We start from the raw sequence: 11,628 nt of genomic DNA on the forward strand, positions 1-11,628 counted from the left end.
CTTTTACCAACTGTCTTTGACAGTTCATTTTTCAGCTACTCACCGCTACTTGATTATCCCTTTTTAAATTGTCAACGGCCGATAAGCCGCCGGCAGTTCTTCTTCAGTCAGAAATTCAAAGCCCTCATCCCGCAAAATCGGCAGGAAAAAGGTGTAAGGAATCCGGGAAAATTCACAGGAATAGTTGCTGGCCCCAAACCACATACCCGCTTTGCCGCTTACGTTTAACCCTCTGGCAAACTTGGTATCATTTGAACAATCATGAACCACCAGATCCCAGTTTTCGGTATCGGCAATGGCCATCAATTTCAAGGTCAACTCACGACTCCAAATCGGCGAGATATAACCCCGGCGGGCAATATACATCAACTCACCCATATAGTTATCAATATTATTTGGATTCAGGTGCAGCTCGGCGCAATTGATAAAATCAAGTCCGGTTCCCAAAATGGCGGCTTTTTTCTGGAAAAAGGCGTCAAAAAATTCGGGGGTCATCGGAGTTTCGATCCCCACCTTGGCAATGTATTTTTTAGCCGTCGCAATCATTTCAATCACCTTATCGGAGCAATTGGAGGCCCCCAGATTAAAGCGGATCTCGTTTAAACCGGCAGCTCCCAAAGCCTTTAATGTTTCTTCGGTGGCCAAGGTTCCATTGGTGTAAAGATGCTGATAAATGCCAGCTGCACTGAATTTTTTAATCACCGGATAATACAATTCAATTTCCATAAACGGCTCTAAGAAGACGTAGGCCATCCCGGTAGGATGCTGTTGGATCGAAAGCAGCAGATCAAGATCTTTTTCATAGAATTTAGTGCCGCCAATTTCCCACAAGCCTTCGCCCACCGGGGCAATATCGTCAAGTTCGCCGTAGTTATAACAAAATTTACATTCGATATTGCATTTATTGGTTTTGCGGATCGCACTTAAACCCGTCCCCAGCAGGCAGGAACGGCAGCCCTGAGGAAACTTGCTTTCCTCCCCAACATAAAGGGTTCGCTGCTCCAGGGATTTCAGGTTTTTTATGTCTTTTTTCAGTTTGGCGTTACGGTGATCAATGGCCGCCTCAATCTGGGCAAAGGTCGCATATACAATTTCCTGCTGATTAGCCATCAGTTCTTCATCTTCCGGCAACATCGCAAAAAATTCAAACCACATCAACGCATCTTTTTTTGATATTTTCAAACTATTCTCCTAATCATTGGCTTCTTCTTGTTTTTCAATGGTTCTGAGGGCATTGCGCAATGCATCCCGAACCGACTCTTCGATATGGTTGGGAATTACCATCACCGCATCAAGAGCATCGATCAAAATCCGGATCTTATCTTCCTTGCTCATTTTCATGTGATTGTTTCCTTTCTGTTTCCACAGCTTTTTTTCATTATCTCTATTCTATTGGTTTATCCTAAAAAAATCAACCCTTGAGCTTAACCCAGATAACTGCGTCATCCACACAGCTTTTTAGCGGTGTGGCAAATAGTCGATAAAACGCAACCCTGCCAGGGAAATTGCCTTTTTATCCCGAAAAGCCAGCCCAATATTGCGATATGCTGGAACATCCAGTATCTTTGCGACAATTCGATAGGGAACTCGCTTTAAAATCAATTCCGGTAGAATGCTGATCCCCAATCCACTCTCTACCATCGACATGATGGCGTAATCATCCCAGGTGGTAAAACGTACCTTTGGCGACAACCCACAACGCTCAAAGATTTCAGTCACCTCTGCTTTAGCGCCTTTTTCCAGCAACATAAAGGGATCATTGCACAACGCCGTCACCGGAAAACGCTCACATTCGACCAACGGATGGGTCTCCGGTAAGATCACCATGAGTTGATCCTGTTCTAAAAAGATCGTTTCCAACTCAGGATGCGTGGGCAGTCTTAGAAACCCACAATCCACCCGCCCATCCAGAATCCACTCTTCAATTTCGGTATAATCACCCAACAGCAGTTCATAGTCAATATTGGGATAGTCCTTTTGAAACGCTTTAATAATATTGGGTAGCCAGTGGGTTGCCACGCTGGAAAAGGTGCCAATCCGAATCAACCCCGATTCCAATCCGTTTATTGCCTCTATTTTTGTCTGTAGCTTCCAATATTCATCACATACACTTTTAGCATAAGGCAGCAATTGCTGTCCATCGGATGTGAGCCGCACTCCGGCCCGACTTCTTTCTAAAAGTGATACCCTCCACTCTTTTTCCAGATCATTAATCATCCGGCTAATCCCAGATTGGGAATAATGCAATATCTCAGCTGCCTTGGTAAAACTGCCATACTCCACCGTCCTGATAAAGGCCATGTATTTTAGAATATTTGTATCCATATGCATTTACTCTCATTCATCTGTTTTTATCATGCTAACTATGCAAAACATTCGCTTTTGCTCTTCTTTTATTTATGATATATTTTCACTATCAAAATTTCAAGAAATAAAGGAATAATACACAATGTTTTTTATAAGCGATATTTATTCATCATGCCCCCCAATATATTACTCCAACCAATGGTAGAAATCCCTAAATCTTATATGATATCATTCATGGCCGCAGTGCCGGAACCCTTTTTTAAATGGAGGTTTTACGCTATGACACAAGCTTACTTAAACTATCTTCTAGCCCTGCTACTGTTTGGAACAAACGGCATTGTTGCCAGTTTCATTTCCCTTTCCAGTTATGAAATTGTCTTCTTGCGCACCTTAATTGGCAGTTTACTCTTGGTCATTTTGTTTAAACGATCTGACCAGAAGTTTGATCTTAACCAGAACCGGTTGCATCTTTTTTATCTGGTTATTTCCGGCATCGCCATGGGTACAAGCTGGATGTTCCTTTATGAGGCGTATCAGCAGATTGGTGTCAGCATTGCCTCACTGGCCTACTATTGCGGCCCGGTGATTGTGATGATGCTCTCTCCTCTGCTGTTTGAGGAGCGGTTTACCCGTCCCAAAGTGATTGGCTTTGTGGTGGTTCTATGCGGGATACTACTCATTAATATTCAGGCGATCAGCGATGGCAAAACCACCTGGGGGCTTTTTTGTGGCGGAATGTCGGCAATCATGTATGCACTGATGGTAATCTTTAATAAAAAAGCGGTCAGCATCACCGGGATGCGCAACGCCACGCTGCAACTGCTGCTCAGTTTTTTAACTGTCGCCCTTTTTGTGGGTTTGCGCCAGGGCTTTCTTATTGACGTTACTCCTGCTAATTGGCCGTTTATCCTGATTCTGGGGCTGCTTAATACCGGCATCGGCTGTTATCTGTACTTTTCTTCAATTGATCATCTGCCGGTTCAGTCAGTCGCCATTCTGGGATACCTTGAACCGCTGTCTGCCGTTTTCTTCTCAGTTCTATTTTTGGGCGAAATTCTTGAGCCGATTCAGATGCTTGGTGCCATTTTGGTGATTGGCGGAGCTATCTTTGCCGAAGGGCGCTTCCGTTGTAGTCGCTGTATTGATTAATTCTGTTCTTTTCGGTTATATCACCACATTAAGGATAATCCCACGCCGACTTCCGCAACAGTGATCGTTTCATTTAATTTTGCTTTTACCGCAAAAGAAACACAATGGCAGGGATAAAGGCTTTTGACCTGATTCTCGGCAAAATATGCCTGGGTCTTAAACAATTGTTCATCCAGTTCAAAAAGATGAAAACCGCCAATCACCCCATTAATCCGCTGATCCTGACAGATTTCTTTGGCATACTCAATAATATTGCAGATACCACTGTGGGAACAGCCAGTGATAATAACTAGTCCCGTCTCACTCTGATAGACCAGCGCCGAATCATCCAAAACGGCATCCTCGCTCCATTGATCATTTTCACAGCTCATTCCGATTGACTGCTGTCCTTCAAAACCAAACCGCCGGGGAATTTCCCCCAGAAACAGAAGCTTCTCACTCAGCCAGGTAGGCTTATTTGTTAATGACAATTGGCAGCACTGATCGAGCTGCTGCCGTGATAGTGGTGAACCAATTGCTTCACCTTCATCCTGTTTTTGATTAAAACAAAGGAGATGGGCTACCAGCTTTGTGTTTTGGAGACTCATCTGATTTACCAGATATGCTAATCCACCGGTATGATCATTATGCCCATGGGACAATACAATGGTATCCAGCTGATTCAAATCAATTCCCAATTTTTTAGCATTGTGAATCAAAACGTCAGAATATCCGGTATCAAACAGAATTTTCTGCCCCTCCTCTTCAATATAAAAACTCAACGCCGGCTCGCCCAGAAAATACTGGTCGATATAAGTATAGTTATCAACTAATACTGTTAATTTCATCTCTTCTCCCGATTCAATTACATAAGCCCTCCCATTTGGGTTTGCTTTTATTTCTGCTGATCACCATACCACTATTGATGATGATCCGTTGCCTCACCGCTACCAGTGCAAAGGCCGCACCAGGTTTTTAGGTAGTTTTGTTTCTGTATTTCCGCTGGCTGCGTTAATCTGCATCTGGGTTAAAAACAGACTCTTGCTTAAATCCGTATTTTTGATGTTTGCGTCACGAAGATCTGCACCCAAAAAATTGCTTCCCCGCAGGCTGGCCCCTTCCAGATTGGCAGCAATCATCAGGGCCATACTGAAATCCTTGCCGTCAAAATTTTTACTGCTCAAATTCTTGCCAAAAAAATCTTTGGATGCCTTTTTATCATCGGGCAGCCCCGCCACCTGACGGCTGATTTGTTTAAGCACACCATTAACCTTTTCCCGATAAGCCGCCACATCCGTATTTAAAATTGCATCCGCTGCTTCCGCGGTCAGCTGCTCATTCTCTACAATCAAAGCTGTGATCTCTGTTTGTTGCTTCTGATCAGAGCTTATCTCCCGGGCTTCCAGCAGGTACCAGGCCATTTGATGGAGCTGAAACACCACCGTAAAGGTCTGAAACTGCTCCTTTGCTTTTTGAGGATTGGTTTTCCAATTCCCATCTTCACCCATCTTTTGAGTCACTTTCTGACCGGCGCCAAAGCAGTCGTAGCCCAGACACCCTTTCATCTTTTGCTCTGCCAAACGGTCATGGATATCACAACGAAAATCTGAACGCAGATGCCGACAGGGCACCCCCGCTGCTTTATTCTCTGGGAATCCATCGGTTTTCATACAATATAGAGCGACACAACACAAGCCGCAGCATTTTTCGCAGTCAATGCGAAGGGCCTTCTGCAAATCGGCCACTTTATCCATCATTTCACTGTTTGTCATTCTCTCACCACCGGTTCATTGTTTCTATTATTTGATTCATCCTGACCAGACTATTAATCATTTTTGATACATCCATCCGATGCTATATTTTTGTCTATCTTGGTTCGATCTCAGTTCTCTGAATAATAAATAATCATACTAAGACTGGCCGTGGTTATCCCCATGTTTCGATAGGCATGAGGAACATCGGCTTTAAACCGAATTGAATCTCCTTTTTCCAGCCGAAAGGTTTCTGCCCCGACAGAAATCTCCACCGCCCCTTCAAAAACTGTGACGTATTCTTCGGTTCCCTGAATGTGGGGTTGGGCAGACATCTGCCCATTTTCAACAATTTCAATACGGTAGGTCTCAAACAACTTTTTTTCATCAAAAGGAAAAACAGGATAATTGATGTATTTTCCATCGTCTTCCACCAGTGGTGTAACCGATTGAGCCAGGATCACCATGGTCTCTTCCGATTGTAAATTTAATAAAGATGAAAAGGATGTTTTATAACCGTTGGCAATTTTCCACAGCACCGAAATCGTTGGATTCACATCCCCCTTTTCTATCTGGGCCAACATACTCCGGGAAACTCCGGTTTCCCGGGCTGCGGCATCCAGAGTCAGCTTCTTAGCTTCCCGTATCTCCTTGATATTTTTTCCAATAATTAAAGTGATGTCCAAAAAAACCTCCTATTGACAATATATTAAACTTAAAGTACAATATATTGAATTCTTGTATAGTGTACTTTAAATTTAATATACCATCATATTCTTAGGAGGTCAATTCGATGTTCAGTTTTTTCAATTTTTTAACCTATGCAGTGGTAACGGCTGTCACACCAGGCCCCAATAACCTGATGTCCATGTCCATTGCCCGGCAATCAGGATTCAAACAGGCCCTCCCTTTCAATTTCGGTGTTTTCTTTGGATTTTCAGTGGTGATGTTAATATGCACCTTCTTTTTCACAATGCTTTCATCCATGCTTCCCATGATTAAAACCCCGATGGTGATCATCGGGGCTCTCTACATGCTGTTTCTAGCTTATAAAACGTATCAAAGTTCATCTGAAATCAAGGAAAGTCTGACCAAAAGCAGCTTCGTCAGCGGTTTCTTGCTGCAGTTTATCAATCCTAAAATTTATCTCTATTGCCTGATCTCCATGGAAGTCTACATCCTCCCTTATTTTTCTCATGATTTTCCTATGCTGGTCTTTTTTTCTGGCGTGCTGTCGCTGATTGGCTTTTCCTTTACCCTGTGCTGGGCCTTCTTTGGCGCTCTCTTACAGACGCTTTTCTCAAAACATGCCCGGCTCACCAATACCATACTAGCCCTGCTTCTGGTTTATTGCGCTGCTTCTTTGTTTTTTGAGTAGTGAAGGCAGTTAGAATTTGTCAATGATGTCTATTCCTCCGTTTCTATAAAAACCATGGTGTCATAAATTTAACGCCTTCGGTATTCGTAATCAAAAATCGTCGCTGTACAACTGGTGAATTCCCGGATATTGTTTTTTAACCGGGGCATGCAACAAGACCGTAATTGCTTGTTGCGGACACTGGTTGACGCAGCGATAACAAAGGGTACATTGACCGTTTTGCAAAATCCCGCTGTCTACCTGCTTCAAATTTTGCATCGGGCAGATTTTTATACATTTACCGCAGACAGTACAGGCGGCACTAATTTTTACATCTTTTTCTGCTTTTTTCTCAAGCCTCACAAAGGAACGGCGCTGTAACAAGTACCCACTATATTGGGACAAAACATTAAAACCCCGTTTTTTAACAATGCCGCTGCTTAAATCCCTGCCGACCCGCTCTAGTTTTGCTTCTGCTTTACTAAGATAGCGGTTGATTTTTTTATTGTCCTGCACCGGAAAAATCGGCAGATTGCAAATGTTGTTGGGCATATTGAAATGCTCCGCATATAAAATTTCCACTGCAACACCATCCAGCAGATCGGTAAAGATCCGGGCTCCATCACCCGAGAACATCAGCTGCGTACAAAAAATTATCAGCTTTTTGCCCTCAAAACAGCTTTGATGGGCGATAATAAAATCCCGCAAAATACGTGGAACACAGGAACCATAGATCGGGTAGCAGACCGCGACGGTGTTTGTCGTTGTCAATACTTCACCAAAATCAATCACCTCTTCAATCGAAAAACAGGCGGCCTTCGTTTTCTCTGAAAAACGCTCGGCAATGTATCGGGAATTTCCGGTGCCTGAAAAATATATAGTAACCATTAACCCTCCTCGTCGGCTTTACTTTTCTATTCTGCCACAGCTAAAAAATTCGCTCAGCAGCGGATTTAACACCGCTGGCATTCGCAGCGGAAAATCATGTCGCCCCCCTTTTAAAAAAAGCGTCTGACACTTCTGATTGCGGTTACCCAGCTCAACAACCGACGTTTTAATCTCACTGAATTCTTTTTCACCACAAACTGCCAGCATGGGAATTTTCACCTTTGCATAATTTGCTTGTTCATCAAGAAAAATTCGATCCTTAAACCAGGCCACATACTGTTCGGGGGTAATTTTTTTGGTGTAGTCAACCAGAAAATCCTCCTGAACCTTGGACAAATGCCAATATTTTGCCTGCAGCCGCAGTAGTCCTGACAGCCTGGAGGTCCGTTGTGTCCAGATCCCCAGCCGCACAAAGCGATCAATGGATTTTTGGGTAGCGCACACCCAGGGACTTAAAAACACGGCCCGCTCAAAAAGCTCCTGATACTGTGATACCAAAGCCACGGCCAGTTCACCGCCCAACGAGTGACCAACGAGTATAACCGGTTTTTTATTTAAAGATCGGATTAAATCAACTAAGGCCGCAATTGTCTTTTGCGGTTCATAACGTTCTTCTACTTCCCGCCCCGATCCATAAAGATGGGGAACAACCAGATGATAGTCCTGTTTAAAAATATACTGGTTACTGAAGGTGTCGGTCAAGGCTGCCCCATGCAGAAATACAATGGTTGCTTTTTCACTGTTACCATATTCATCAAAATACAATTGCCTGCTCCTTTATTTAAACTAATCTCCTATTTACGATGCTATTTTCCCAATCACGCAAAAAAGCGGGTCAGGTAGCGACTGGACGCAACAGGCACCAGAATCGATGACCTGCACTATTCCAGCAAGCCGCTTGACAAATCCATCGACCGGCCACACCATAAAAACTGCCAAGCGGTTTGGCTATCGCTTCTTTAACCAGCCGCATTTTTTAAGATTATCATATCATGCTTTTTGATACAAGACCAGATCACGCTTTGTCATTGCCAGCCAAAACCAGCCGGTATTTCCAGCTACCGCTGGGATTGTCATATTTATTAATCGTAAATTAATATTATCAATTTAAAAATTAATTATTTTAATATTTATATTGACATATTTAATTATTCGCAGTATATTATAATCAAATAAATCAGAGGACTGGTGAAACTTATGAAGTACAAAGCTCCGGGAAAATGCCCTGTCTGCGGTGAAAAACTTTCGATAACCAAATTAAACTGCCCAAAATGTACCACCACCATCGAAGGTGATTTCCACCCCTGCGAATTCTGTCGCCTACCCGATGACGATCTGGAATTTATTAAGGTATTCATTAAGTGTCGGGGGAACATCAAGGATGTTGAAAAAGAACTGGGAATTTCCTATCCAACAGTTCGTGGTAAATTGGACACGGTGATTAAAGGTCTCGGCTACGAGGTACCATCGAAAGAATTGATTAAAGAGAAGGCGGCCATTACTGCGACCCGAAACGAAATTCTCGATCAACTGTCAAAAGGTGAGATTTCTTCAAAAGAAGCAACAGAACGTCTTAAAAATTTATGAAGAAAAGGGAGATTTAATGATGAGTGAACAACAACGTATCCTGGAAATGATTGAAAAAGGGCAGATTACCGCTGCCGAAGCGATGGAGCTGCTTGAAGCACTGAATACGGCGAACGAAGTAATCCCGGTACAGGCTGTTGTCGGCCTTAAACACGATTACAAATTTTTTAGAATCAAAGTGACCTCGGACAATAATACGGTTAATGTCAACGTCAATATCCCGATCCGGCTACTGACCACCATCGGTGAAATGGCCGACCGCATGACTGCCATGGTTCCCCCGGATGCCCGCCAGGACATGGAAGCCAAAGGGATTGATTTTTCCAGCATTGACTTTGCCAAAATCATTGAAGAGATCATTAATGGCACCCTTGACGAACCCAACATCATTAATGTCGAAGCCTGGGATGAAAGCAGTCAGTCGATGATCAAGGTACGGGTCTATGTCGATTAGGGGATTTCGCTGCTTATGGATTCGCCTTCAGCTAAAGGACAAACGGTTCATAAAAATGCCCTTCCCCATCCAACTGTATATTATTGAAGAATTACTCGACTGCTGTCTTGATCTTTTGTCGATTGCCTGTTTATTTATCCCCCAAAGATCCACTGGCGGTTCATCTTCTCAGATCTCTGTCCACTTAATGAAAGAACTGGTGCTTGATGTGATGGCGCTTTTACGGGCCTTAAACGATGATGAACCCTATGATCTAATTGATATCCGCACCGATGAAGTCCAGCTTTCAATCCGAGTCAAATAGTTATTGAGGAGGTTACGATGACAAAACTGTTTCTTAAATATCTGTCAATTATCCTGACTATTTATTTGCTGTCCCTGGTCTTCCCAACCATTTGGATCGGCAGCATTCCAGCGCTGCTGGCTATGGGCCTGGTACTGCTGATCGTCAATTTGATCATAAAGCCGATTCTTTTGCTGATCACGCTGCCTTTGAATCTGCTGACTCTGGGCTTATTCAGCCTGATTGTCAATGCCTGGACAATCATGATTGCCGACTCTTTTGTCTCCAATATCCATATCGATGGCTTTCTTTATTCACTCCTCGCCGCTTTCATCATTGTTTGCTTTAATCAGGTATTCATTGGAATGTCGATAAAAAAAGCCAGTTATCATAAATAAAAGAAAGGGTCTGATGCGATCACAAAGATGTTTGCAATCGCATCCGGCCCTTATTGCCCTATCCGATGCTGTTTATCGGAAGCGCCGCTCCGCCAAGAACGAATCACTCCGTGCTGCCGCCCTCACCGATGGCAATTTTCTTGGTAAAATAGGTATGTCTGATCTCTGCCGCCTGCAAAACCCAATTGTCGAGGCCAATTTTTTTTATCTGGCAGAGGTTATATAGCTTGATATTCTGGGGAAATTTTCCCGCCCCATCGGCCAGCGGCATCAGATAAAGACAGGGAAAATCGGTACAATTGAAGCAATAGTCAACACCCTTTTGTTTAACACAATCCAGGGTTTTGCAGCTTTTCCCCTGCATCTTCAAAAGCAGACAGATATTCCCATCCGTACAGCCAGCACAGGTTATTTTTTCGGCCGGTATCTTCGTTGTCCCTGACAGTCTTTCCTGGAATTCAGGGGTAACATTCTCTGCGTACATTTCACAATTAAAGCAATCAATCCCGCATGGTGCAACAATTTTTTCATTCATAAATCGATATCCTCCAAATAATTATTTTTGCAATTCTTTTGCCCTATATTAATTTAGATACCGGTTTTTAAAAAAGGTTACACAATATTTGCCGCAATTTTTTTTATTTTGTCAGAAATTTCTTTTTGATCATATTTTTGATCAACAGTATACAAGTAGTCGATTTTCTCCAGTAATGACAAATTCTTAAAATGGGTTTTCCGCAGTTCGTCGGTTTTTATCTGCTGATAGCCAGCCGGCAGCGGGAGGCTGTGGTCTTTCATGAACTTTATCCAGAGCTGGCATTTACATGGTTTTTCGGGGTCAATCAGACTGCACCGCATTTCAAATAATTCCTGCAGTTGTTTTCTCCCTCTAAACAGGGTCACCTTGACGTTTTCAACTGACATATTAAGGATTTCGGCAATTTCTTTGTTTTTGAGACCAGTACAGGTTTTTAGTAAAAAACAGACCCGCTGTTTTTTGGGCAGGCATTTTAAAAAAGCCTGCAGACATTTTTCTCGCAATTCATCAATAACCAGATCATCGTCAAAATTATCGGTGTATTCGATGCTGTCAAAAAAATTCTTGTTCGCTAACCCCTAAATCCTCAGTAATTTTAACTAGTGGCAGCTTGTTTATATAGTTGAAATGCTTGTAGCTCTCGTTTATGAGAATCCGGTATAACCAGGTGAATAATTTTGACTCGCTTCTGAATGTGCTTAGATTTTTATATGCCAGTAAAAACGAATTCTGCAGCACATCCTCGGTATCCTGATGATTGCCGATCATTCTGAATGCGCAGGAATATAGCTTATGATAATCCTGTATGATCAGGTTTTCCAGTTCCATTTGCAGATTAACGTCATACGAATTGTTACTCATCATGATCACACTGTTTCCGTCGGAAACAAACCCCCTGTTTTTTTACCGTTCCATTATCTCTATTTTATTGCTTTAT

17 protein-coding genes are annotated in these 11,628 nt (G+C 42.8%); 6 read left to right on the top strand and 11 right to left on the bottom strand.

All coding sequences use genetic code 11. From position 1 onward, the window contains the following. Positions 1-63: 63 nt before the first annotated feature. From CHL1_RS17480 to CHL1_RS17490, 3 genes are all read right to left on the bottom strand, one after another. Complete coding sequence (locus CHL1_RS17480; protein ID WP_250934203.1) at positions 64-1,182, bottom strand: radical SAM protein; 1,119 nt, start codon at positions 1,180-1,182, stop codon at positions 64-66. Positions 1,183-1,191: 9 nt separating this feature from the next. Beyond that, positions 1,192-1,341 carry a hypothetical protein gene (locus CHL1_RS17485; RefSeq protein ID WP_175440916.1) on the bottom strand — a complete coding sequence of 50 codons (150 nt, stop codon included), beginning with the start codon at positions 1,339-1,341 and terminating at the stop codon, positions 1,192-1,194. Between the two features lie 117 nt (positions 1,342-1,458). After that, the gene (locus CHL1_RS17490) at positions 1,459-2,325 is read right to left on the bottom strand and encodes a LysR family transcriptional regulator (RefSeq protein ID WP_070371025.1); all 867 of its coding nucleotides are present in this window, start codon (positions 2,323-2,325) and stop codon (positions 1,459-1,461) included. A 261-nt stretch (positions 2,326-2,586) separates the two neighbouring features. On the opposite strand from CHL1_RS17490, the gene CHL1_RS17495 reads away from it, so the two are divergent. After that, positions 2,587-3,456, top strand: a complete 870-nt coding sequence (locus tag CHL1_RS17495; RefSeq protein ID WP_070370719.1) for a DMT family transporter — start codon at positions 2,587-2,589, stop codon at positions 3,454-3,456. A 20-nt stretch (positions 3,457-3,476) separates the two neighbouring features. Here CHL1_RS17495 and CHL1_RS17500 read toward each other — a convergent pair whose 3' ends face one another. The 3 genes from CHL1_RS17500 to CHL1_RS17510 all read right to left on the bottom strand — a co-directional run bounded on the left by CHL1_RS17500 (position 3,477) and on the right by CHL1_RS17510 (position 5,872). Then, positions 3,477-4,283 (bottom strand): MBL fold metallo-hydrolase, encoded by an 807-nt coding sequence (locus CHL1_RS17500; RefSeq protein ID WP_070370718.1) that lies wholly within the window; start codon positions 4,281-4,283, stop codon positions 3,477-3,479. Positions 4,284-4,382: 99 nt separating this feature from the next. After that, positions 4,383-5,207, bottom strand: a complete 825-nt coding sequence (locus CHL1_RS17505) for a pentapeptide repeat-containing protein (RefSeq protein ID WP_250934204.1) — start codon at positions 5,205-5,207, stop codon at positions 4,383-4,385. A 110-nt stretch (positions 5,208-5,317) separates the two neighbouring features. Continuing rightward, complete coding sequence (locus tag CHL1_RS17510) at positions 5,318-5,872, bottom strand: helix-turn-helix domain-containing protein (protein WP_070370717.1); 555 nt, start codon at positions 5,870-5,872, stop codon at positions 5,318-5,320. A 107-nt stretch (positions 5,873-5,979) separates the two neighbouring features. Here CHL1_RS17510 and CHL1_RS17515 point away from each other — a divergent pair, with 107 nt between their 5' ends. Next, positions 5,980-6,564 (top strand): LysE family transporter, encoded by a 585-nt coding sequence (locus CHL1_RS17515; RefSeq protein ID WP_250934205.1) that lies wholly within the window; start codon positions 5,980-5,982, stop codon positions 6,562-6,564. 90 nt (positions 6,565-6,654) lie between these two features. Here the strand turns inward: CHL1_RS17515 and CHL1_RS17520 are convergent, their stop codons facing one another. Beyond that, positions 6,655-7,431, bottom strand: a complete 777-nt coding sequence (locus CHL1_RS17520) for an EFR1 family ferrodoxin (RefSeq protein WP_070370715.1) — start codon at positions 7,429-7,431, stop codon at positions 6,655-6,657. An 18-nt stretch (positions 7,432-7,449) separates the two neighbouring features. Next, positions 7,450-8,196, bottom strand: a complete 747-nt coding sequence (locus CHL1_RS17525; protein ID WP_070370714.1) for an alpha/beta fold hydrolase — start codon at positions 8,194-8,196, stop codon at positions 7,450-7,452. A gap of 432 nt (positions 8,197-8,628) precedes the next feature. Here CHL1_RS17525 and CHL1_RS17530 point away from each other — a divergent pair, with 432 nt between their 5' ends. Genes CHL1_RS17530 through CHL1_RS17545 form a run of 4 tightly spaced genes read left to right on the top strand, consistent with a single transcriptional unit; the run spans position 8,629 to position 10,153 of the window. Continuing rightward, complete coding sequence (locus CHL1_RS17530) at positions 8,629-9,018, top strand: DUF2089 domain-containing protein (protein ID WP_070370713.1); 390 nt, start codon at positions 8,629-8,631, stop codon at positions 9,016-9,018. A gap of 16 nt (positions 9,019-9,034) precedes the next feature. Continuing rightward, complete coding sequence (locus tag CHL1_RS17535) at positions 9,035-9,472, top strand: SHOCT-like domain-containing protein (protein ID WP_250934206.1); 438 nt, start codon at positions 9,035-9,037, stop codon at positions 9,470-9,472. Continuing rightward, on the top strand, positions 9,462-9,776 hold the full coding sequence (locus CHL1_RS17540) for a hypothetical protein (protein ID WP_250934207.1): 315 nt from the start codon (positions 9,462-9,464) through the stop codon (positions 9,774-9,776). Before CHL1_RS17535 ends, CHL1_RS17540 begins: the two co-directional genes overlap by 11 nt. A gap of 17 nt (positions 9,777-9,793) precedes the next feature. Further along, positions 9,794-10,153, top strand: a complete 360-nt coding sequence (locus CHL1_RS17545; RefSeq protein WP_250934208.1) for a phage holin family protein — start codon at positions 9,794-9,796, stop codon at positions 10,151-10,153. A 103-nt stretch (positions 10,154-10,256) separates the two neighbouring features. Here CHL1_RS17545 and CHL1_RS17550 read toward each other — a convergent pair whose 3' ends face one another. From CHL1_RS17550 to CHL1_RS17560, 3 genes are all read right to left on the bottom strand, one after another. Beyond that, the gene (locus CHL1_RS17550; protein ID WP_070370709.1) at positions 10,257-10,688 is read right to left on the bottom strand and encodes a DUF3795 domain-containing protein; all 432 of its coding nucleotides are present in this window, start codon (positions 10,686-10,688) and stop codon (positions 10,257-10,259) included. Between the two features lie 77 nt (positions 10,689-10,765). After that, positions 10,766-11,239 carry an RNA polymerase sigma factor gene (locus CHL1_RS17555; protein ID WP_338078326.1) on the bottom strand — a complete coding sequence of 158 codons (474 nt, stop codon included), beginning with the start codon at positions 11,237-11,239 and terminating at the stop codon, positions 10,766-10,768. Positions 11,240-11,243: 4 nt separating this feature from the next. Beyond that, positions 11,244-11,555 carry an RNA polymerase sigma factor gene (locus tag CHL1_RS17560; RefSeq protein ID WP_250934210.1) on the bottom strand — a complete coding sequence of 104 codons (312 nt, stop codon included), beginning with the start codon at positions 11,553-11,555 and terminating at the stop codon, positions 11,244-11,246. Positions 11,556-11,628 lie beyond the last annotated feature (73 nt).

The sequence above is a fragment of the Acetobacterium wieringae genome (assembly GCF_023700225.1).
In the GTDB taxonomy this organism is placed as follows: Bacteria; Bacillota; Clostridia; order Eubacteriales; family Eubacteriaceae; genus Acetobacterium; species Acetobacterium wieringae.